General features: G+C 60.1%; 13 protein-coding genes. 9 read left to right on the top strand and 4 right to left on the bottom strand.

The annotated features are described in order from the left end of the window. Positions 1 to 601: 601 nt before the first annotated feature. On the top strand, positions 602 to 2,185 hold the full coding sequence (locus M8318_RS17540; protein WP_262663722.1) for a TerC family protein: 1,584 nt from the start codon (positions 602 to 604) through the stop codon (positions 2,183 to 2,185). A gap of 37 nt (positions 2,186 to 2,222) precedes the next feature. On the opposite strand, the gene asmA is transcribed toward M8318_RS17540, so the two are convergent. From asmA to udk, 3 genes are all read right to left on the bottom strand, one after another. Next, the gene (gene asmA / locus M8318_RS17545; RefSeq protein ID WP_262663723.1) at positions 2,223 to 4,076 is read right to left on the bottom strand and encodes an outer membrane assembly protein AsmA; all 1,854 of its coding nucleotides are present in this window, start codon (positions 4,074 to 4,076) and stop codon (positions 2,223 to 2,225) included. A 27-nt stretch (positions 4,077 to 4,103) separates the two neighbouring features. Then, the gene (dcd, locus tag M8318_RS17550; RefSeq protein WP_106993508.1) at positions 4,104 to 4,685 is read right to left on the bottom strand and encodes a dCTP deaminase; all 582 of its coding nucleotides are present in this window, start codon (positions 4,683 to 4,685) and stop codon (positions 4,104 to 4,106) included. Between the two features lie 91 nt (positions 4,686 to 4,776). Continuing rightward, complete coding sequence (gene udk, locus M8318_RS17555; protein WP_032612454.1) at positions 4,777 to 5,418, bottom strand: uridine kinase; 642 nt, start codon at positions 5,416 to 5,418, stop codon at positions 4,777 to 4,779. A 333-nt stretch (positions 5,419 to 5,751) separates the two neighbouring features. Here udk and M8318_RS17560 point away from each other — a divergent pair, with 333 nt between their 5' ends. Continuing rightward, positions 5,752 to 9,081 carry a diguanylate cyclase gene (locus tag M8318_RS17560; RefSeq protein WP_262663724.1) on the top strand — a complete coding sequence of 1,110 codons (3,330 nt, stop codon included), beginning with the start codon at positions 5,752 to 5,754 and terminating at the stop codon, positions 9,079 to 9,081. On the opposite strand, the gene alkA is transcribed toward M8318_RS17560, so the two are convergent. Then, positions 9,052 to 9,918, bottom strand: a complete 867-nt coding sequence (alkA, locus tag M8318_RS17565) for a DNA-3-methyladenine glycosylase 2 (RefSeq protein ID WP_262663725.1) — start codon at positions 9,916 to 9,918, stop codon at positions 9,052 to 9,054. The two genes, M8318_RS17560 and alkA, sit on opposite strands and share 30 nt — an antisense overlap. Positions 9,919 to 10,051: 133 nt before the next feature. Between alkA and yegD the strand changes: the two genes are divergently transcribed. The 7 genes from yegD to baeR all read left to right on the top strand — a co-directional run bounded on the left by yegD (position 10,052) and on the right by baeR (position 22,586). Continuing rightward, positions 10,052 to 11,404, top strand: coding sequence for a molecular chaperone (gene yegD / locus M8318_RS17570; RefSeq protein ID WP_262663726.1), 1,353 nt, complete (start codon positions 10,052 to 10,054; stop codon positions 11,402 to 11,404). Positions 11,405 to 11,616: 212 nt separating this feature from the next. Next, positions 11,617 to 12,849, top strand: coding sequence for an MdtA/MuxA family multidrug efflux RND transporter periplasmic adaptor subunit (locus M8318_RS17575; RefSeq protein WP_262663727.1), 1,233 nt, complete (start codon positions 11,617 to 11,619; stop codon positions 12,847 to 12,849). Next, positions 12,849 to 15,974 carry an MdtB/MuxB family multidrug efflux RND transporter permease subunit gene (locus M8318_RS17580; protein WP_262663728.1) on the top strand — a complete coding sequence of 1,042 codons (3,126 nt, stop codon included), beginning with the start codon at positions 12,849 to 12,851 and terminating at the stop codon, positions 15,972 to 15,974. The genes M8318_RS17575 and M8318_RS17580 overlap by 1 nt, the downstream gene beginning before the upstream one ends. Next, positions 15,975 to 19,052: a multidrug efflux RND transporter permease subunit MdtC gene (mdtC, locus tag M8318_RS17585; protein WP_262663729.1), complete on the top strand. Its 3,078-nt coding sequence runs from the start codon at positions 15,975 to 15,977 to the stop codon at positions 19,050 to 19,052. It abuts the gene before it with no gap. Then, positions 19,052 to 20,467 (top strand): MFS transporter, encoded by a 1,416-nt coding sequence (mdtD, locus tag M8318_RS17590; RefSeq protein ID WP_166182953.1) that lies wholly within the window; start codon positions 19,052 to 19,054, stop codon positions 20,465 to 20,467. Before mdtC ends, mdtD begins: the two co-directional genes overlap by 1 nt. Then, positions 20,464 to 21,867: an envelope stress sensor histidine kinase BaeS gene (baeS, locus tag M8318_RS17595; protein WP_262663730.1), complete on the top strand. Its 1,404-nt coding sequence runs from the start codon at positions 20,464 to 20,466 to the stop codon at positions 21,865 to 21,867. The genes mdtD and baeS overlap by 4 nt, the downstream gene beginning before the upstream one ends. Beyond that, on the top strand, positions 21,864 to 22,586 hold the full coding sequence (gene baeR / locus M8318_RS17600; protein WP_262663731.1) for an envelope stress response regulator BaeR: 723 nt from the start codon (positions 21,864 to 21,866) through the stop codon (positions 22,584 to 22,586). The genes baeS and baeR overlap by 4 nt, the downstream gene beginning before the upstream one ends. Positions 22,587 to 22,623 lie beyond the last annotated feature (37 nt).

The following is a 22,623-nucleotide window of genomic DNA, read 5'->3' on the forward strand; positions in this document are numbered from 1 at the left end:
ATATAACTGGCATCAGTCCTAAAAGAGGCTTATTTGCATTCAGACTATTGACAGAATAATCGAGGCTGATTAACACGCTTTCAGGCACGCTACCGCCCTTGGCTTTCAGTTACCAATCTACTGTTTAAACAGTACGTTATGAGTAAACACCCTCTTTGGCACGGCATAACGAAAAATATAAAAGGCCGGATAATTCCGAACCCGATATAAGTTTTTCACGTCATTAAACCGATACAGAAATAGCAGCAAAAAAACAGCGCAATTTGATGCTGAAAGAATTGTTGCAGCTAACGGAATAGCAGGCAAGGAAACATCAACGAAGGCGTGGCTTTTAAGATTAATATTAACGGCCACACTTCTGCGTTTTTAGGAATAGCTTTATATTGACTTTATTGAAGGGAGCACTTTGACCTGCGATATTTCTTATTTTGCGATAATACAGACTATTCACAATATTAACCCACAGAGTGCAGGGTTTATTTCCATCCTGATTCAGTAAAATCTGTACAGATAAATGCCCGGCTGGCATTGCATTTTTCAGGCGCAGTATCCATGATCGAAATGTGACAATTGTCATATAACAAAAGGTATTACTCACACTATGGAATGGATAGCAGATCCATCAATATGGGCCGGGCTGGTCACCCTGGTGGTGCTGGAACTTGTGCTCGGTATCGATAACCTGGTCTTTATCGCTATTCTCGCCGAAAAACTGCCCCCTGCTCAGCGCGACCGCGCCCGCATTACCGGCCTGTTAATGGCGATGGTGATGCGCCTGCTGCTGTTGGCCTCTATCTCCTGGCTGGTGACGCTCACCCGCCCGCTGTTTACCGTCCACGGATTTGGCTTTAGCGCCCGCGATCTAATCATGCTGTTTGGCGGCTTTTTCCTGATCTTCAAAGCCACCATGGAGCTTAACGAAAGGCTGGAAGGCAAGGACAACGAGAACCCCACCCAGCGGCGCGGGGCCAAATTCTGGGCCGTGGTAGCGCAAATCGTGGTGCTGGACGCCGTTTTCTCCCTGGACTCGGTGATCACCGCCGTGGGGATGGTCGATCACCTTGGGGTGATGATGGCCGCGGTAATTATCGCTATTGTGCTGATGGTGATGGCCAGCAAGGCGCTCACCCGCTTCGTCAACGATCACCCAACGATTGTGATTTTATGCCTGAGCTTCCTGCTGATGATCGGCTTTAGCCTGGTGGCAGACGGTTTTGGCTTCCACATTCCGAAAGGCTATCTGTACGCCGCGATTGGCTTCTCGGTGATTATTGAGGCGCTGAACCAGCTGGCGATCTTCAATCGTCGCCGCTTCCTCTCTGCCAATCAGACCCTGCGCCAGCGCACCGCCGACACGGTTATTCGCCTGCTGAGCGGTAAAAAAGAGGATGCCGAACTGGATGCGCAGAGCGCCTCGCTACTTGCCGACCACGACGACAGCCCAATCTTTGCCCCGCAGGAGCGGCGGATGATTGAGCGGGTGCTGCATCTTAATCAGCGCTCGGTCAGCAGCATCATGACTTCGCGTCACGATATTGAACATATCGATTTGAACACGCCCGAGAGCACCATTCGTGCGCTGCTGGATAAAAACCAGCACACCCGCATTGTGGTCACCGGCGGGGATCAGGAGGAGGAGCTGCTGGGCGTGGTGCATGTTATCGACCTGCTCAATCAGCAGCTGCGCGGCGAGCCGCTCAATCTGCGGGTGCTAATCCGCCAGCCGCTGGTATTCCCGGAAGTGTTGCCGCTGCTGCAGGCCCTGGAACAGTTCCGCAACGCGCGGACCCATTTCGCCTTCGTGGTGGATGAGTTTGGTTCCGTAGAGGGGATTGTGACGCTCAGCGACGTGATGGAGACCATCGCCGGTAACCTGCCGAACGAAGTGGAAGAGATCGACGCCCGGCACGATATTCAGAAGAATGCCGACGGCAGCTGGACCGCCAACGGTCATATGCCGCTGGAGGATCTGGTGCAGTACGTGCCGCTGCCGCTGGACGATAAGCGCGAATACCACACCATCGCCGGTCTGTTGATGGAATACCTGCAGCGGATCCCGCAGCCGGGTGAAGAGGTTCAGGTGGGAGATTATGCGCTGAAAACCCTGGAGGTGGAAAACCACCGGGTGCAGAAGGTGCAGCTGATCCCGCTGATGACGCAGGATGATGTGGATTACGAGGTGTGATGCGTTCCCCTCACCCTCCCGGGTGAGGGGAACAATGCTACTGAAGCTTATCCAGCAGCTTCTTCACATCTTTACCGTTCTGCGAATCTTTATTCTTTTCCGCCCAACCGCTTAAACGACGTTTCGCCTCATCCTGGAGATGTTTACGCAGCAGCTGGTCCACCTGCAGGCTGTAGTTGAGCGCCTGCCAGTTGCCGTAGACGTTCAGCGGGATCGGCGTGGTTTTCAGGAAATCGATTAGCCTGCTTTCACCCAGCCAGCCCTCCAGCACGCGGATTTTGAAGCGGGTGTCGGCTGTCTCTTTAATCAGATCCAGACTCCCGTCTCCTTCGAGCGTCAGCATTGGCGACTCACCCTGCATATCATCCAGCGTCACCTGCCCTGCGTCGAGGCTCAGGTCGGTGACAAAGCTGTCCAGACGGGTCGCGTTGTCGACGTTCTCTTTTACCTTCACGTTGCTGCTACGCTCCACCGCCTGCTGCACCAGCTGCTGGAAGTTAAGCCCTTCCATGCGGGTATTCTGCATTTCCAGATGGGCCTGGCCCTGCCAGTGGTGACGGAAGGCGTCGGCGTCAATCTTGCTGCCCGAGAAATCACCGGCCATGGTCAGGCTACCGGTGAGCGAAATCGGGTAGTTAAAGGCCTTCAGAATGGTGCCGATCTCAATGTTATCCAGACGCGGCTGGAAAGAGGACCGGGCGACCGCTTTACGCACGTCGAGCGTGCCGGGTAAGGAGAGATGCCCTTCTCCCATGTTACCGCTCAGCTCAGCAATGGTCAGAAGGCCGTTCTTGTTGGTCATCTGGCTGCTAACCTGGGTGAAGTCCATCCCCCGCCAGTGCACGCTGTTGGCTTTCAGCAGGATATCGGCGCTAAAGCCGCGCAGGCCGTTGTAATCGGGCTGCTCCAGGTTGGAGGAGATCACCGGGCGCTGAGGTTTGGCCTGCGTTTGCCCCTGCTGCACCGCCTCGCCGTCGGCAGCCGCGGCGGCCTGGGCCGGGAGCAGGTTTTCCAGATTAAGATTGTCGAACTGCAGGTTCATGTTCCACTGCGGTTCGCTGCCAAGGATCACGCTGGCCTGGCCGGTCATCGCGCTGTCATTGGCCTGTAAATTGAGTTGGTTGAGTTCAAGCTGCTTCTGCTCTTCACGCCACTGCGCCTGGAGGGTGCCCTGGCCGCTGATACCCTGCGCAGGCAGATCGACGCCGGTCAGTTGCCAGCTCAGCTGCTGGATGTCAGCGCTCAGCAGGTGCGGATAGTCAGAGGCGTTCACATTGGCGGCGAGGGAAAGCTTCAGATCGCGCTGATTGCGGTTAATGCGGCCGCTGAAGTCGATCTTGCCTTTGTGGTGTTCATCCTGCTCCATCTGCAGGTTGATATTGCGCACCGTGACCTGCTCGTCATCTTCGTGCTGGAACACCAGCAGGCTGTCCGCCACCTTCAGGCGGCCAATATCGAATGACCAGCCGGCATCTTCCGCTTTATCCGGGAGCGTGTTTTCACGTGGGGCCACCGGCGCGTCGGCGTTACGCACCGCCTCAGACTGCGGGGTCAGTTGGATCACCGCCCCTTTGAGCATCACCTCATTGACCTGCAGCTGATGCGAAAACAGCGGCATCAACGCCACATCGAGGCGCATATTGTCGGCAGCCACCAGCGGCACAGTGGCCCCCGGCGCGGTGAGCGACATGCGCCCGGACAGGATGCTCAGCTGCGGCCAGACGTGCCAGCGCAGCGGCCCCTCCAGCTTCAGCGCATACCCGCTGCGGACCTCGACCTGACGCACCATGTAGGCGCGAAAGTCATTGGGGTTGACCAGCAGAACCAACGCTGAAAGGCCAGCAACCAGCACCACCAGCAAAATCATCAGCGTTGTCAGAACTCTTCTCATGGCTTCCTCAATGGACCGGATTTAAGCTCAGTCTTTATCAATACGACTGGCGACCGCACCCTGCTGGTCGCGATATTTTGCATCCTGGCGGGCATTATACGGACGGGCCGCCGGACCGGTTAACGGCTCAAAGCTCAACGCGCCGATCATCATGCCCGGGCGCAGCGCCAGCGGCAGTTTACCCGCGTTGAAAAATTCCAGCACGATCCGCCCGGACCAGCCGGGATCGATACGGTGCGCGGTGACGTGCACCATCAGCCCCAGACGCGCCAGAGAGGAGCGTCCGTCGAGCCAGCCCACCAGATCTGCCGGCAGGGTGATCGACTCAAAGGTGACCGCCAGCGCCAGTTCACCCGGGTGCAGGTAAAACGCGTCGCCATCGGCCAGCACGATTTCATCGCTCATCACCCGATCGAGTGCCGCGCTGACTTCATCTTTCGGCCCGCTCAGGTCGATAAAGGGCGCGGTATGACCGCTGAAGGTACGAAACTTATTTCCCAGACGCACATCGACGGTGACGCCGTTAATCCGCTCGACCGGCGGGCGCGGGGTAATGGTGAGACGGCCTTCGTCCAGCCAGGCTTCAATATCTCGGTCACAAAGACGCATGCCACTTTCTCCTTTGGTGCATCGCGCCCTCTGGCCAACAAAGCCGGAGGGCGAACCCGATTATCTTTGAACGGTACACAATTCGCGCGTGTTATTCAAAAAACTGGCTGATTTTCGCTTTCAGAATATCAATGGCAATGCGGTTTTTACCCCCGCGCGGCACGATGATATCGGCATACTGTTTGGAAGGCTCAATGAACTGCAGGAACATTGGGCGTACCGTTTTCTGGTACTGCGCCATGACCGAATCCATGGAGCGGCCGCGTTCGTTCACGTCACGTTTGATGCGGCGCATCAGGCAGATATCCAGCGGGGTATCGACAAAAATCGAGAAGTTCATCGACTCGCGCAGACGGGCGTCGGTCAGTAGCAGGATCCCTTCGAGGATGATGACCTTTTTCGGGGCAATGCGAACGGTTTCCTGCAGACGGGTGTGTTCAACATAGCTATAAACCGGCAGCTCAATGGCGGTGCCGTTCTTCAGGGCCTGAAGGTGCTGGAATAACAGGCTGTGATCCATCGCGCTGGGATGGTCATAGTTGGTCTTAACACGCTCTTCCATCGACAGATGGCTTTGATCTTTGTAGTAGCTGTCTTCTGGAATGACACCGATGTGCTCATCACCGACCTGTTCACGTAATTCACGGTAAAGCGTACTGGCAATGAGACTTTTACCTGAAGCCGATGCGCCGGCGATGCCTATAATGACGCACTGATGAGACTTATCAGTCATAAATTGAGTAACCTGGATGTAAGGAAGGACGACGCATGAGCGTCAAACGCGGCAATTATAGGGATTTCACGGGCCTGATACCAGTCGAATAGAAATGTTATGCAAGACGGGTTCAAAGTCCAGGCGGATCCTCCCTGTCATAAATTTCCCTGCTCACTTTTTCAGCACCGAAGATGAAATCTTTGCAGGATAAGTATTTAATAACTCTGTGATGTCAAATTATGAGCGCCTACCATATTAATTGTAAATTGTTTGTACTAGCATGCTTCAAATTAGAAATGAATTCGTCCGGAGTTGGCTCCTGGCGGCATGGCGTCTTCGGATAAAGCGGTAATGAATAAAAAATACCAGCGCGTTTTGGTAACTACGCCACATCCTTTACTACGGCTTGTCAGTCTTGGTCTGGTTACCTTCATCTTCACTCTTTTCTCGCTTGAACTAACGCGTTTCGGAACATTTCTGGCACCTTTATGGTTCCCGACCGCCATTATGATGGTGGCGTTTTATCGTCACGCCGGGAAGATGTGGCCCGGGATTGCCCTCGCCTGCACCCTCGGTAACATCTGTGCCTCCGGGCTGATCTACTCCTGGGAGTCGCTCAACCTGTGGTTCGCCGGCATCAACATCGCAGAGGCCTTCGTCGGGGCCCTGCTGCTGCGTAAACTGCTCCCCAGCTACAATCCGCTGCAGAACCTCGGAGACTGGATCCGTCTGGCCATCGGGAGCGCCGTGCTCCCTCCCCTGCTGGGCGGAGTGCTGATTTATCTGCTGGTGCCAAATGACGAGCCCGTGCGCAGTTTTCTGGTCTGGGTGCTGTCGGAGTCCATCGGCTCGCTGGCGCTGGTGCCGTTAGGCCTGCTGTTCAAACCGCACTATCTTCTGCGTCACCGCAATCCGCGCCTGCTGTTCGAAACGCTGCTGACCATGGTGGTGACGCTAATCCTGAGCTGGATCGCCCTGCAGTTTCTGCCGTGGCCGTTTACGGCCATTATTGTTCTGCTGATGTGGAGCGCCGTGCGTCTCCCGCGCCTGGAAGCCTTCCTGGTCTTCCTCGTCACGGTGATGATGGTGTCGTTGATGATCGCCAAAAATCCCACCTCGCTGGTGACGCAAAATGCCAGCGTGATGATCAACGCCCCCTGGCTGCCGTTCCTGATGATGCTGCTGCCCGCCAACGTCATGACCATGGTGATGTATGCGTTCCGCGCAGAGCGCAAGCACATTACCGAGAGCGAAGAGCGCTTCCGCAATGCGATGGAGTATTCCGTCATCGGCATGGCGCTGGTCAGCACCGACGGCCAGTGGCTGCAGGCCAATAAAGCCCTGTGTCAGTTCCTCGGCTACAGCCAGTCAGAGCTGCGCGCCCTTAACTTCCAGCAGTTAACCTGGCCGGAAGATCTGGAAAGCGACCTGGAGCAGCTGGACCAGCTGTTAAAGGGCGAAATCAACAGCTACTCGCTGGAGAAACGTTACTACACCCGTAATGGGGAGGTGGTCTGGGCGCTGCTGGCGGTGTCGCTGGTGCGTCACGCCGACGGCACGCCGCTCTACTTTATCGCCCAGATCGAAGACATTAACGATCTCAAGCATACCGAATGGGTCAACAAGCGCCTGATGGAGCGTATTACCCTGGCTAACGAAGCGGGCGGGATCGGCATCTGGGAGTGGGACGTCAAACCTAACGTCATCAGCTGGGACAAGCGTATGTTCGAGCTGTACGAAGTTCCGGCCCACGTTAAACCCACCTGGCAGCTGTGGCACGAGTGCATGCTGCCGGAAGATCGCGCCCAGGCAGAACAGGTGGTGCGCGATGCGCTGGCGGCCCGTATCCCCTTCAAGCTGGAGTTCCGTATCCGGGTGAAAGACGGTATTCGCCATATCCGCGCCCTGGCAAACCGGGTGCTGAATAAACAGGGTGAAGTGGAACGTCTGCTCGGCATCAATATGGACATGACCGAGGTCAAGGAGCTGAATGAGGCGCTGTTCCAGGAAAAAGAGCGTCTGCATATTACCCTCGACTCCATCGGTGAAGCGGTGCTCTGTACCGACGTGAATATGAATGTCACCTTTATGAACCCGGTGGCGGAGAAGATGAGCGGCTGGCTGCAGCAGGATGCGCTGGGGCAACCGATCCTCTCGGTGCTGCACATTACCTTCGGGGATAACGGCCCGCTGATGGAGAACATTCACAGCGGGGATATGTCCCGGACCGACATCGAACAGGACGTGGTGCTGCACAGCCGCAACGGCGGCAGCTACGATATCCACTACAGCATTACCCCGCTCAGCACCCTCGACGGGCAGAATATCGGCTCGGTGCTGGTCATTCAGGACGTCACCGAGTCGCGCAAAATGCTGCGCGAGCTGAGCTACAACGCCTCGCACGATGCCCTCACCCACCTGGCGAACCGCGTCAGCTTCGAATCCTATCTCAAGCGGATGTTACATACCGTGCAGGAGACCCGTCAGCGTCACGCGCTGGTGTTTATCGATCTGGACCGCTTTAAGGCGGTCAACGACACGGCTGGCCACGCGGCGGGGGATGCCCTGCTGCGGGAGCTGTCGTCGCTGATGCTCAGCATGCTGCGCTCCACCGACATGCTGGCGCGCCTCGGCGGGGATGAGTTCGGCCTGCTGCTGCCGGACTGCAATACCGAAAGCGCGCGCTACATAGCGGGTCGCATCATTGACGCCATCAACGAGTATCACTTTATGTGGGAGGGCCGCCTGCACCGGATCGGTGCCAGCGCCGGTATCACCCAGATCGACGAGCGCAACAATCAGGCCTCTGAGGTGATGTCGCAGGCCGATATCGCCTGCTACTCCTCTAAAAATAACGGTCGCGGCGTGGTGACGGTGTATGAGCCGCAGCAGGAAAGGATGCACAACGCGCCGGGCACCATCTCCCTCGACGAGCAGTGGCATATGATCAAAGACAATCATCTGCTGATGATCGCCCGCAGCGTCGCCTCACCGCGGGTTCCCGAGAGCAGCACCTTCTGGATGCTGGCCCTGCGTCTGTGGACCAACGACGGCGAGATGCTGGAAGAACAGGCCTTCCGGGCCGGACTGGCGGAGCCTGAGTTAATTCACGCCCTCGACAGACGGATCCTGCAAGAGTTTTTCCGCAATTTCGCCACGCCACTGACCAGCAAAGGCACCGGGGTCGCCCTGCCGCTGTCGATGGCCGGACTTGCCAGCGCCACGCTGGTGGATGAGCTGCTGGAGATGCTGAGCGCCAGTCCGCTGCAGCCGCGTCTGCTGCATCTGGTGGTGCCCGTCAGCGTGCTGACGCTGGAGGATGAGCACTCCCGCAACAATCTGGACAAACTGCGCCAGGCCGGATGCCGCATTATCCTGAGCCATGTCGGCCGCGATATGGAGGTGTTTAACCACCTGAGCGCGCAGATGGCCGATTACCTGCTCCTCGATCCGGAGCTGGTGGTTAACGTCCACGGTAATCTGATGGATGAGATGCTGGTGACCATTATTCAGGGCCATGCCCAGCGCCTGGGCATCAAGACCATTGCCGGGCCGAGCAACCAGCCGATCATGATGGACACTCTCTCCGGCATTGGTATCGACTACATCTTCGGCAACACCATCGGTGAGCCGCAGCCGCTGGAACTCCTGCTAAATACCAGTTACTTCGGCATCAACTGACGGCGTCCAGCCGTCGGTGTACCAGATGTGCAGCAGGGCGTACGAGCGCCACGGCTGCCAGCGTTCGGCATAGCGGCGGATTTGCGCCGGGGTCATCCCGGCAAAACGCTGCTTAATCAGATAATCATCCGCCAGAAAGACATCTTTTGCCTGCCAGCCGCGCAGGGCAAAGTAGTTCGCCGTCCAGCGGCCAATCCCGGGCCGGGTCTGCAGCGCTTTTATCGCGCTGGCGATATCCTCCGGGGCCTCCGCCGGAAAATCCCCCGTCACTACCGACTGCGCCAGATGGATCAGCGACTCCGCGCGCTTCAGCGGCATGCCCAGCGCCTTCAGCGCCAGCGGATCGGCCCCCGCCACCGCAGCAGGTTCCGGGAAGCAGCGATAGCCCGGCGCTTTCGGCAGGAGGTCGCCAGTCAGCGCCACCAGCTTCGCGGTCAGTTTCGCGGCCATCGCCACGCTGACCAGCTGTCCGAGGATGGCGCGCACACCCTGCTCCCAGGTATCCATCGAACCCGGCAGGCGCAGGCCGGGCCGCGCGGCCCCCAGGGTGCCGAGCGTAGCGGCGATTTGCTGCGGATCGCAGTGCAGATCGAACAAGCGGGTGATGCGTTGCAGACAGAGATCGGCAATCGGCAGCAGCCCGTCGCTGAGCACCACCTCCAGCGTGCCCGCCTGCGGCTGCGGCGTAACCTGGATCAGCCCCCGATAGCCCCGGCAGGCAAAGCTGCGGGTGTAGTCGGTGGCGGTCACGGTTTCAATCCCGGCGACCGCACGATCGCCAAGAAATTTCAACATCCATTGCCAGTCATAGGGCGGCTGCCAGGTGAGGGTAAACATCGTCGCTCCTTTTGTTGTCCTGTCTCAGCATAAACGGAGATGGCAGGTTGCGCCTTGCTTTCATATTCCTGTTGTCGCCAGCCTGACATTTCGCTAAAGTCTCGCCCCTTCTCAATGGCATGGGGACGCTGACGTGTTTATCGGATTTGACTATGGCACCGCCAACTGCTCAGTAGCAGTAATGCAAAACGGGCAGCCGCAGCTGCTGAAAATGGAAAATAACAGCACGCTGCTGCCGTCGATGCTCTGCGCACCGACCCGCGAGGCGGTGAGCGAGTGGCTGTACCGCCATCACCAGGTTCCGGCCACCGGCACGGAAACGCAGGCGCTGCTGCGCCGCGCGGTCAACTTTAACCGCGACGAAGATATCGATGTCACCCCAGGTAGCGTGCAGTTTGGTCTGTCGTCGCTGGGTCACTATATTGAGGACCCGGAGGAGGTGTACTTCGTTAAGTCACCAAAATCCTTCCTCGGTGCCAGCGGCCTGAAACCGCAGCAGGTGGCGCTGTTTGAAGATCTGGTCTGCGCCATGATGCTGCATATTCGCCAGCAGGCGCAGTCCCAGCTGACGGAAGAGATCACCCAGGCGGTGATTGGCCGTCCGATCAACTTCCAGGGTCTTGGGGGCGATGAGGCTAACCAACAGGCGCAGGGGATCCTCGAGCGTGCCGCCCAGCGCGCCGGGTTCCGCGACGTGGTGTTCCAGTACGAGCCGGTTGCTGCCGGTCTCGATTTTGAAGCGACCCTGAGCGGTGAAAAACGAGTACTGGTAGTGGATATCGGCGGCGGGACCACCGACTGCTCGCTGCTGCTGATGGGCCCACAATGGCACCAGCGCCGGGATCGCGAAACCAGCCTGCTAGGGCACAGCGGCTGCCGTATCGGCGGTAACGACCTGGATATCGCCCTCGCCTTCCGGAGCCTGATGCCGCTGCTCGGTATGGGCGGCCAGACCGAAAAAGGCACCGCCCTGCCGATCCTGCCGTGGTGGAACGCCGTGGCGATCAACGATGTGCCTGCCCAGAGTGATTTTTACAGCGTCGCCAACGGACGTTTTCTTAACGATCTGGTGCGCGATGCCCAGGACGGCGACAAAGTGGCGCTGCTGCATAAAGTATGGCGTCAGCGTCTGAGCTATCGCGTCGTGCGCAGCGCCGAAGAGAGCAAAATTGCGCTCTCCGGGGCCGCAGAGCACGACGTAACGCTGCCGTTCATCAGCGATGAACTGGCGACCGCCATCAGCCAGCAGGGGCTGGAAGCGGCGCTGGCGCAGCCGTTACAGCGCATTCTGGAACAGGTGCAGCTGGCGTTGGATAACGGCAACGAAAAGCCGGACGTGATCTACCTCACCGGCGGTAGCGCCCGTTCACCGCTGATCAAAAAAGCGCTGGCACAGCAGTTGCCGGGTATCCCGATTGCCGGGGGCGATGATTTTGGCTCCGTCACCGCCGGTCTGGCCCGTTGGGCGCAGGTGGTTTTCAGCTAAGGTGGAAATGCCGGGCGGCGCTGCGCTTGCCCGGCCTACAACTGCAAAACCCTCGAACCGTAGGCCGGGTAAGGCGCAGCCGCCACCCGGCAATGTCGCGCATAATCCAGACAATTCCAGACAGTCTTCCATATTTCCTCCATTTTTCTGCTCCATTGCCTCACTAAACTAGTATTATTTTCCGCACAGTTTCAGGATGAGTACGTATAACGATGAAAGGCCGCAATAAATCCCGCTGGGTAATCGCCGCTGGCATCATTGTGGTGGCTCTTGCCGCCGCGTGGTACTGGCATCAACACTCTTCGGCCCCTGCTGGTGCGTCAAGCCAGGCGCAGCGCCCGGCAGGCGGTGGACGCCACGGGATGCGCAGCGGCCCTCTGGCGCCGGTGCAGGCCGCGACCGCGGTCAGTAAATCCGTGCCGCGCTATCTCTCCGGGCTCGGCACCATCACTGCCGCCAACACCGTTACCGTGCGCAGCCGCGTCGACGGGCAGCTGATCGCCCTGCACTTCCAGGAAGGGCAACAGGTGAAAGCGGGCGATCTGCTGGCAGAAGTCGATCCCAGCCAGTTCAAGGTCGCGCTGGCTCAGGCCCAGGGACAGCTGGCGAAAGACACCGCCACCCTCGCCAATGCCCGCCGCGATCTGGCCCGCTATCAACAGCTGGTGAAAACCAACCTCGTCTCCCGCCAGGAGCTTGACGCCCAGCAAGCGCTGGTGAGCGAAAGCCTCGGCACCATCAAAGCGGATCAAGCCGCCGTGGCCAGCGCGCAGCTCCAGCTCGACTGGAGCCGCATCACCGCCCCTATCGACGGGCGCGTGGGTTTAAAACAGGTGGATATCGGCAACCAGATCTCCAGCGGCGATACCACCGGGATCGTGGTGCTCACTCAGACCCACCCTATCGACCTGGTGTTTACCCTGCCGGAGAGCGATATCGCCACGGTGATCCAGGCGCAGAAAGCCGGGCAGAGCTTAACCGTAGAAGCCTGGGATCGCGCCAACAAGCAGAAGCTGAGCGACGGCACCCTGCTGAGCCTCGACAACCAGATCGACACCACCACCGGCACCATCAAGCTGAAAGCGCGCTTCAACAATCAGGACGACGCCCTGTTCCCGAACCAGTTTGTTAACGCCCGGATGCTGGTGGCCACCGAAGAGAATGCGGTGGTGATCCCCACCGCGGCGCTGCAGATGGGTAACGAAGGCAACTTCGTCTGGGTGCTGAACAGCGACAACAAAGTCAGCAAGCATCGGGTGAAACCGGGCATTCAGGACAGCCAGAGCGTGGTGATTGCCGCCGGGCTGTCGGCAGGCGACCGGGTGGTGACCGACGGCATCGACCGTCTGACCGAAGGGGCGAAGGTGGAAGTGGTGGAAGCCCACAGCGACACCCCTGCCGCACCTGCTAAACGCGACCATAAAAAACAGGGAGAGAACGCCTGATGCAGGTGATGCCTCCGAGCGCTACAGGCGGGCCGTCACGTCTGTTTATCCTGCGCCCTGTCGCCACCACCCTGCTGATGGTGGCGATCCTGCTGGCGGGGATCATCGGCTATCGCTTCCTGCCGGTATCGGCCCTGCCGGAAGTGGATTACCCGACCATTCAGGTGGTGACCCTCTACCCTGGCGCCAGCCCGGACGTGGTGACCTCGGCCATTACCGCCCCGCTGGAGCGCCAGTTTGGCCAGATGTCGGGCCTGAAGCAGATGTCCTCCCAGAGTTCTGGCGGCGCATCAGTGGTGACGTTACAGTTCCAGCTCAGCCTGTCGCTGGACGTTGCCGAGCAGGAGGTGCAGGCCGCGATCAACGCCGCCACCAACCTGCTGCCCTCCGACCTGCCTAACCCGCCGGTCTACAGCAAGGTCAACCCGGCGGATCCGCCGATCATGACCCTCGCCGTCACCTCCTCCGCCATGCCGATGACCCAGGTCGAAGACATGGTCGAAACCCGGGTGGCGCAGAAGATCTCCCAGGTCTCCGGCGTCGGGCTGGTGACCCTCTCCGGTGGTCAGCGCCCGGCGGTTCGCGTGAAGCTGAACGCCCAGGCGATCGCCTCTCTCGGGCTGACCAGCGAAACCATCCGCACTGCCATCAGCAATGCCAACGTCAACTCGGCGAAAGGTTCCCTCGATGGCCCGACCCGGGCGGTGACGCTCTCCGCCAACGACCAGATGCAGTCCGCGGATGAGTATCGTCAGCTGATTGTCGCGTACCAGAACGGAGCCGCGATCCGCTTAGGGGACGTGGCCACCGTTGAGCAAGGGGCAGAAAACAGCTGGCTTGGGGCGTGGGCCAACAAGCAGCAGGCGATCGTGATGAACGTCCAGCGCCAGCCGGGGGCGAATATCATCGATACCGCCGACAGCATCCGCGCCATGCTGCCAACGCTTATCGACAGCCTGCCGAAATCGGTCAGCGTCAAGGTGCTGTCGGACCGCACCACCAACATTCGCGCCTCGGTCAGCGATACCCAGTTTGAGCTGATGCTGGCAATCGCGCTGGTGGTGATGATCATCTACCTGTTCCTGCGCAACGTTCCGGCGACCATTATTCCCGCCGTGGCGGTGCCGCTGTCGCTGGTCGGCACTTTCGCGGTGATGGTGTTCCTCGACTTCTCGATTAACAACCTGACCCTGATGGCTCTGACTATCGCCACCGGCTTCGTGGTGGATGACGCCATCGTGGTGATCGAGAACATCTCCCGCTATATCGAAAAAGGCGAGAAACCGCTGGCGGCGGCGCTGAAAGGGGCCGGTGAGATTGGCTTTACCATTATCTCCCTCACCTTCTCCCTGATTGCGGTGCTGATCCCGCTGCTGTTTATGGGCGATATCGTCGGGCGCCTGTTCCGCGAGTTTGCGGTGACTCTGGCGGTGGCGATTTTAATCTCGGCGGTGGTCTCCCTGACCCTGACGCCGATGATGTGCGCCCGCATGCTGAGCCATGAATCCCTGCGCAAGCAGAACCGTTTCTCCCGCGCCTCAGAGCGGATGTTTGAGCGGATTATTGCCGCCTATGGCCGCATGCTGGCAAAAGTGCTCAACCACCCGTGGGCGACCCTCGGCGTGGCGCTCGGCACCCTGGCCCTGAGCGTGCTGCTGTGGGTGATGATCCCGAAAGGCTTCTTCCCGATCCAGGATAACGGCATTATTCAGGGCACCCTCCAGGCGCCGCAGTCGGTGTCGTTCGCCAGCATGGCCCAGCGCCAGCAGGCGGTCTCGGAAGCGATCATGAAAGATCCGGCGGTGGAGAGCCTGACCGCCTTCGTCGGGGTCGACGGCACCAACCCGTCGCTCAACAGCGCCCGCCTGCAGATCAACCTCAAGCCGCTGGACGATCGTGACGACCGGGTGAATACGGTGATCGACCGCCTGCAGAGCGCGGTGGCAAACGTCCCGGGCGTAGAGCTGTACCTGCAGCCGACCCAGGATCTGACCATCGACACCACGGTGAGCCGCACCCAGTATCAGTTCACCCTGCAGGCCACCAGCCTCGAGGCCCTCAGCACCTGGGTGCCGCAGCTGATTGACGAGCTCCAGCAGCTGCCGCAGCTCTCCGACGTCAGCAGCGACTGGCAGGACAAAGGGCTGGCGGCGTACATCAACGTCGATCGCGACAGCGCCAGCCGCCTGGGGATCTCCATGGCGGATGTCGATAACGCGCTGTACAACGCCTTCGGCCAGCGCCTGATCTCCACCATCTACACCCAGGCCAACCAGTACCGGGTGGTGCTGGAGCACGATACCCAACAGACGCCAGGCCTGGCGGCGCTCGATTCGGTGCGCCTGACCAGCAGCAGCGGCGGGATTGTGCCGCTCAGCGCCATCGCCAAAGTGGAGGAGCGCTATACCCCGCTGGCGGTGAACCATCTGGATCAGTTCCCGTCCACCACCATCTCGTTTAACGTCCCGGACGATTACTCGCTCGGCGAAGCGGTGCAGGCCATCACCGACGCGGAGAAAAACCTCAGCTTCCCGACCGACATCCAGACTAAATTCCAGGGCAGCACCCTCGCCTTCCAGGCGGCGCTCGGGAGTACCATCTGGCTGATCGTTGCCGCGGTGGTGGCGATGTACATCGTGCTGGGGGTGCTGTATGAGAGCTTTATCCACCCGATTACCATTCTCTCGACCCTGCCGACCGCGGGCGTGGGGGCCCTGCTGGCGCTGATGTTAGCGGGCAGCGAGCTGGACGTGATTGCGATCATCGGCATCATCCTGCTGATCGGCATCGTCAAGAAGAACGCCATCATGATGATCGACTTCGCCCTCGCCGCCGAGCGTGAGCAGGGCATGCCGCCGCGGGAGGCGATCTATCAGGCCTGCCTGCTGCGTTTCCGTCCGATCCTGATGACCACCCTCGCGGCGCTGCTCGGTGCCCTGCCGCTGATGCTCAGCACCGGGGTCGGGGCCGAGCTGCGCCGCCCGTTAGGCATCGGCATGGTGGGCGGTCTGCTGGTGAGCCAGGTGTTGACCCTGTTCACCACCCCGGTGATCTACCTGCTGTTTGACCGGTTAGCGCTGTGGACCAAAAGCCGCTTCCCGAAACGTGACGAAGAGGAGGCGTAAGTGAAGTTTTTCGCCCTCTTCATTTACCGCCCGGTGGCGACGATTTTGATTTCGCTGGCCATCACTCTCTGCGGCGTGCTCGGCTTCCGGCTGCTGCCGGTGGCCCCGCTGCCGCAGGTGGATTTCCCGGTGATCATGGTCAGCGCCTCGCTGCCCGGGGCTTCGCCGGAGACCATGGCCTCGTCGGTAGCGACGCCGCTGGAGCGCTCCCTCGGGCGCATTGCCGGGGTCAACGAGATGACCTCCAGCAGCTCCCTTGGCAGCACGCGCATCATCCTCGAGTTCAATTTTAACCGCGACATCAACGGCGCGGCGCGAGACGTGCAGGCAGCAATCAACGCCGCGCAAAGCCTGCTCCCGAGCGGGATGCCGAGCCGGCCGACCTACCGCAAAGCCAACCCGTCTGACTCGCCGATCATGATCCTGACCCTGACCTCGGATACTTACTCCCAGGGGCAGCTGTACGATTTCGCCTCCACCCAGCTGGCGCAGACCATTGCCCAGATCGACGGCGTGGGCGATGTCGACGTCGGCGGCAGCTCCCTGCCCGCGGTGCGCGTGGGGCTGAATCCGCAGGCGCTGTTTAACCAGGGCGTGTCGCTGGATGACGTGCGCAGCGCCATCAGCAACGCCAACGTGCGTAGACCTCAGGGTTCAGTGGAGGATGCCAGCCACCGCTGGCAGATCCAGACCAACGACGAGCTGAAAACCGCCGCGGAATATCAGCCCTTAATCATCCACGACAACAACGGCGCGGCGGTGCGCCTAAGCGACGTGGCGAGCGTCACCGACTCGGTGCAGGACGTGCGCAACGCCGGGATGACCAACGCCAAACCGGCGATTTTGCTGATGATCCGCAAGCTGCCGGAAGCCAACATTATTGAGACGGTGAACAGCATCCGCGCCCGTCTGCCGGAACTGCAGGAGACCATTCCGGCGGCCATCGATCTGCAGATCGCTCAGGATCGCTCCCCCACCATTCGCGCCTCGCTGGAGGAGGTGGAGCAGTCGCTGATCATCTCGGTAGCGCTGGTGATCCTGGTGGTGTTCCTGTTCCTGCGCTCCGGGCGCGCGACGCTGATTCCGGCGGTGGCGGTGCCGGTATCGCTGATCGGCACCTTTGCCGCCATGTACCTGTGCGGATTCAGCCTCAACAACCTGTCGCTGATGGCCCTGACCATCGCCACCGGCTTTGTGGTGGATGACGCCATCGTCGTGCTGGAGAACATCTCCCGCCACCTCGAAGCGGGGATGAAACCGCTGCAGGCGGCATTGCAGGGCACAAGAGAAGTGGGCTTTACGGTGCTCTCCATGAGTCTGTCGCTGGTGGCGGTGTTCCTGCCTCTGCTGCTGATGGACGGCTTGCCGGGGCGTCTGCTGCGGGAATTTGCGGTGACGCTGTCGGTGGCGATCGGCATTTCGCTGTTAGTCTCCTTAACCCTGACGCCGATGATGTGCGGCTGGATGCTTAAGCGCAGCCCACCCCAGTCGCAGCCGCGCAAAAAAGGCTTTGGACGGATGCTGATGGCGCTGCAGGAAAGCTATGGCAAATCGCTGAAGTGGGTGCTGAACCACACCCGGATCGTCGGGCTGGTGCTGATTGGCACCATCGCGCTCAACGTCTGGATGTACATCACCATCCCGAAAACCTTCTTTCCGGAGCAGGACACCGGGGTGCTGATGGGCGGCATTCAGGCCGACCAGAGCATCTCCTTCCAGGCGATGCGCGGCAAACTGCAGGATTTCATGAAGATCATCCGCGAAGATCCGGCCGTGGATAACGTCACCGGCTTTACCGGCGGCTCAAGGGTCAACAGCGGGATGATGTTTATCACCCTCAAGGCGCGCGACGAGCGCAACGAAACCGCCCAGCAGGTGATCGACCGCCTCAGGGTGAAACTTGCTAAAGAGCCGGGGGCGAACATGTTCCTGGTGGCGGTGCAGGATATCCGCGTCGGCGGGCGTCAGTCGAACGCCAGCTACCAGTACACCCTGCTGTCGGACGATCTTGCCGCTTTGCGGGAGTGGGAGCCGAAAATTCGTAAGGCGCTGGCGGCCCTGCCGGAGCTGGCGGACGTTAACTCCGATCAGCAGGATAACGGCGCGGAGATGGCCCTGACCTACGATCGCGAAACCATGTCCCGGCTGGGCATCGATGTCAGCGCCGCCAACAGCCTGCTGAACAACGCCTTCGGCCAGCGGCAGATCTCCACCATCTATCAGCCGATGAACCAGTACAAGGTGGTGATGGAGGTCGATCCGCGCTACACCCAGGACATCAGTGCCCTGGATAAGATGTTTGTGATTAATAACGACGGCAAGGCGATCCCGCTGTCGTACTTCGCCCGCTGGCAGCCTTCGAACGCACCGCTGTCGGTGAATCACCAGGGGCTGTCGGCGGCGTCAACGGTCTCCTTTAACCTGCCGACCGGCAAGTCGCTCTCGGAAGCCAGCGAGGCCATTAATCGCGCCATGACCCAGCTCGGGGTGCCGTCAACGGTGCGCGGCAGCTTTGCCGGTACCGCTCAGGTATTCCAGGAGACTATGAACTCGCAGGTGATCCTCATTCTGGCGGCGATTGCCACGGTCTATATCGTCCTCGGGGTGCTGTATGAGAGCTACGTCCATCCGCTGACCATTCTCTCCACCCTCCCCTCGGCGGGCGTGGGGGCGCTGCTGGCGCTGGAGCTGTTTGGCGCGCCGTTCAGCCTGATTGCCCTGATTGGCATTATGCTGTTAATCGGGATCGTGAAGAAAAACGCCATCATGATGGTCGACTTCGCGCTGGAGGCGCAGCGCAACGGCAACATGACCCCGCAGGAGGCGATCTTCCAGGCCTGCCTGCTGCGTTTTCGTCCGATCATGATGACCACCCTGGCGGCGCTGTTTGGCGCTCTGCCGTTGGTGATCTCCGCAGGTGACGGCGCAGAGCTGCGTCAGCCGCTGGGGATCACCATTGTCGGCGGGCTGGTGATGAGCCAGCTGCTGACGCTGTACACCACCCCGGTGGTCTATCTGTTCTTTGATCGCTTACGGGTGCGTTTTTCACGTAAACAGAAAGAGACGGTAACCGGCTAATGACTGATCTCCCCGCCAACGTTCGCTGGCAGTTATGGATTGTCGCCTTCGGCTTTTTTATGCAGGCCCTGGATACGACCATCGTTAACACCGCCCTCCCCTCAATGGCGCAAAGCCTCGGGGAGAGCCCGCTGCATATGCATATGGTGATCGTCGCCTATGTGCTGACGGTGGCAGTGATGCTGCCCGCCAGCGGCTGGCTGGCGGACAAGGTCGGGGTGCGCAATGTCTTCTTTACCGCCATCGTGCTGTTTACCGCCGGGTCGCTGTTCTGCGCCCGGGCAGAGACGCTGAACGGGCTGGTGATGGCCCGGGTGTTACAGGGCGTCGGCGGGGCGATGATGGTCCCGGTCGGCAGGCTGACGGTGATGAAGATCGTTCCGCGCGCGCAGTACATGGCGGCGATGACCTTTGTCACCCTGCCCGGCCAGGTGGGGCCGCTGCTCGGCCCGGCCCTTGGCGGAATGCTGGTGGAGTATGCCTCCTGGCACTGGATCTTCCTGATTAACCTCCCGGTGGGCATTATCGGGGCGATCGCCACCCTCTGGCTGATGCCGAACTACAAAATGCAGACCCGGCGCTTCGATCTGGTGGGTTTCTTCCTGCTGGCGGCGGGCATGGCGACCCTGACCCTGGCGCTGGACGGGCAGAAAGGGCTGGGGATCTCCACCCTGTCATTAGCCGGACTGGTCGCTATCGGGGTGATCTCCATTCTCTGGTATTTGTGGCATGCCCGGGATAACGATCGCGCCCTGTTCAGCCTGAGCCTGTTTCGTAATACCACCTACCGGCTGGGGCTGCTCGGCAGCTTTGTCGGGCGCATCGGCAGCGGGATGTTGCCGTTTATGACCCCGGTCTTTTTGCAGATTGGCCTCGGCTTTTCGCCGTTCCACGCCGGGCTGATGATGATCCCGATGGTGCTCGGCAGCATGGGGATGAAGCGCATTGTGGTCCAGGTGGTGAACGCGCTCGGCTATCGCCGGGTGCTGGTGGCCTCCACCCTCGGGCTGGCGCTGGTGAGCCTGCTGTTTATGGCCGTCGCGCTGCTCGGCTGGTACTACGTCCTGCCGCTGGTGCTGTTCTGCCAGGGGATGATCAACTCCATCCGCTTCTCGTCCATGAACACCCTGACCCTGAAAGATCTGCCCGACGAGCAGGCGAGCAGCGGCAACAGCCTGCTGTCGATGATCATGCAGCTGTCGATGAGCGTCGGGGTGACCATCGCGGGGCTGCTGCTGGGCATGTATGGCCAGCACCACCTGACCGCCGACAGCCCCGTCGTCCATCAGGTATTCCTCTACACCTACCTGAGCATGGCGGTGATTATCGCCCTGCCGGCCATTGTTTTCGCCCGGGTTCCGGATGATACCAGCAAGAATGTCGTCCTCAGGCGGCGCAAAAGGAGTGAACCATGAAGTTCTGGCGGCCCGGCATTACCGGCAAGCTGTTTCTGGCCATCTTTGCCACCTGCATCGTACTGCTGATCACCATGCACTGGGCGGTGCGGGTCAGCTTTGAGCGCGGCTTTATCGACTACATCAAACACGGTAACGAGCAGCGGCTACAGGGGTTAAGCGATGCCCTGGCCGAGCAGTACGTCCTGCACGGCAACTGGCGTTTTTTACGCAACAATGACCGGTTTATCTTCCAGATCCTGCGCTCGCTGGAGCACGACACCGACGACGATCGCCCCGGACCCGGCATGCCTCCCCACGGCTGGCGGACCCAGTTCTGGGTGATCGACCAGGAGATGCGGGTGCTGGTCGGCCCGCGCGCCCCGGTGCCGCCGGACGGCACGAAGCGGGCCATTACGGTGAACGGCGCTGCCGTCGGCTGGGTGATCGCCTCTCCGGTGGAGCGGCTGACGCGCAATACCGACATCAACTTTGACCGGCAGCAGCGCCAGACCAGCTGGCTGATTGTCGCCCTCTCCACCCTGCTGGCGGCCCTCGCGACCTTCCCGCTGGCGCGTGGACTCTTAGCCCCGGTAAAACGGCTGGTGGAAGGGACACATCAACTGGCGGCGGGGGATTTCACCACCCGGGTGGATACCCGCAGCCAGGACGAGCTGGGCAAGCTGGCGCAGGACTTTAACCAGCTCGCCAGTACCCTGGAGAAGAACCAGCAGATGCGGCGGGATTTTATGGCCGATATCTCCCACGAGCTGCGCACCCCGCTGGCGGTGCTACGCGGCGAGCTGGAGGCGATTCAGGACGGCGTACGCCAGTTTACTCCGGAATCCGTTACCTCTCTGCAGGCAGAGGTCGGCACGCTGACCAAGCTGGTGGACGACCTGCATCAGCTGTCGATGTCCGACGAGGGGGCACTGGCCTATCAGAAAGCGCCGGTGGATGTGATTAACATTCTGGAAATGGCCAGCGGCGTCTTCCGCGAACGCTTTGCCAGCCGCGACCTGCGTATTGAGCTGTCGCTGCCGGAGAACGCGGTAGTGTTTGGCGATCGCGACCGGCTGATGCAGCTCTTCAACAACCTGCTGGAAAACTGCCTGCGCTATACCGACCCCGGGGGCATGCTGCGTATCTCCGGCAAATGCGAAGATCACCGTTTTGCGCTGACCTTTGCCGACACCGCGCCCGGCGTCTCTGACGAGCAGCTCCACAAGCTGTTTGAACGCTTTTATCGCACCGAAGGCTCACGCAACCGGGCCAGCGGCGGCTCCGGCCTGGGGCTGGCGATCTGCGTCAACATCGTTGAGGCCCACGGAGGCACCATCCGCGCCGCCCATTCGCCTTTTGGCGGGGTTAGCATTACAGTAGAGCTACCGCTGGAACGCGATTTATCGAGAGAAGTATGACTGAGTTACCCATTGACAAAAACACACCCCGCATCCTGATCGTGGAGGATGAGCCTAAGCTTGGGCAGTTATTAATCGACTATCTGCGGGCGGCAAGTTATGCCCCGTCGCTTATCAGCCACGGCGATCAGGTTCTGCCCTATGTGCGCCACACCCCGCCGGATCTGATCCTGCTCGATCTGATGCTGCCCGGCACCGACGGCCTGACCCTGTGCCGCGAGATCCGCCGCTTCTCCGAAGTGCCGATCGTGATGGTGACCGCCAAAATCGAAGAGATCGACCGCCTGCTGGGGCTGGAGATCGGCGCCGATGATTACATCTGCAAACCCTACAGCCCGCGCGAAGTGGTCGCCCGGGTGAAAACCATTCTCCGCCGCTGTAAACCGCAGCGTGAATTGCAGGCGCTGGATGCCGAAAGTCCGTTGATCATCGACGAAAGCCGTTTCCAGGCCAGCTGGCGCAGCAAGCTGCTGGATCTCACCCCCGCAGAGTTCCGCCTGCTGAAAACCCTCTCCCACGAGCCGGGCAAGGTCTTCTCCCGTGAGCAGCTGCTGAACCATCTGTATGATGACTACCGGGTGGTGACCGACCGTACCATCGACAGCCATATCAAAAACCTGCGTCGCAAGCTGGAATCCCTCGACGCGGATCAGTCGTTTATTCGGGCGGTATATGGTGTGGGGTATCGCTGGGAAGCGGATGCGTGCCGTATGGGATAGTAAGAGGAAAAACATTACCCGCTGTGGCGGGTAAGCC

It is taken from the genome of Leclercia tamurae (assembly GCF_025566055.1).
GTDB lineage: Bacteria > Pseudomonadota > Gammaproteobacteria > Enterobacterales > Enterobacteriaceae > Enterobacter > Enterobacter tamurae.

Bases quoted from the DNA above. Each gene is read 5' to 3' on its own strand.
- M8318_RS17560 (WP_262663724.1), top strand. From the start codon at position 5,752: ATGAATAAAAAATACCAGCGCGTTTTGGTAACTACGCCACATCCTTTA.
- asmA (WP_262663723.1), bottom strand. From the start codon at position 4,076: ATGAGAAGAGTTCTGACAACGCTGATGATTTTGCTGGTGGTGCTGGTT.
- M8318_RS17575 (WP_262663727.1), top strand. From the start codon at position 11,617: ATGAAAGGCCGCAATAAATCCCGCTGGGTAATCGCCGCTGGCATCATT.
- mdtD (WP_166182953.1), top strand. From the start codon at position 19,052: ATGACTGATCTCCCCGCCAACGTTCGCTGGCAGTTATGGATTGTCGCC.
- baeS (WP_262663730.1), top strand. From the start codon at position 20,464: ATGAAGTTCTGGCGGCCCGGCATTACCGGCAAGCTGTTTCTGGCCATC.
- udk (WP_032612454.1), bottom strand. From the start codon at position 5,418: ATGACTGATAAGTCTCATCAGTGCGTCATTATAGGCATCGCCGGCGCA.
- M8318_RS17580 (WP_262663728.1), top strand. From the start codon at position 12,849: ATGCAGGTGATGCCTCCGAGCGCTACAGGCGGGCCGTCACGTCTGTTT.
- M8318_RS17540 (WP_262663722.1), top strand. From the start codon at position 602: ATGGAATGGATAGCAGATCCATCAATATGGGCCGGGCTGGTCACCCTG.
- dcd (WP_106993508.1), bottom strand. From the start codon at position 4,685: ATGCGTCTTTGTGACCGAGATATTGAAGCCTGGCTGGACGAAGGCCGT.
- alkA (WP_262663725.1), bottom strand. From the start codon at position 9,918: ATGTTTACCCTCACCTGGCAGCCGCCCTATGACTGGCAATGGATGTTG.
- baeR (WP_262663731.1), top strand. From the start codon at position 21,864: ATGACTGAGTTACCCATTGACAAAAACACACCCCGCATCCTGATCGTG.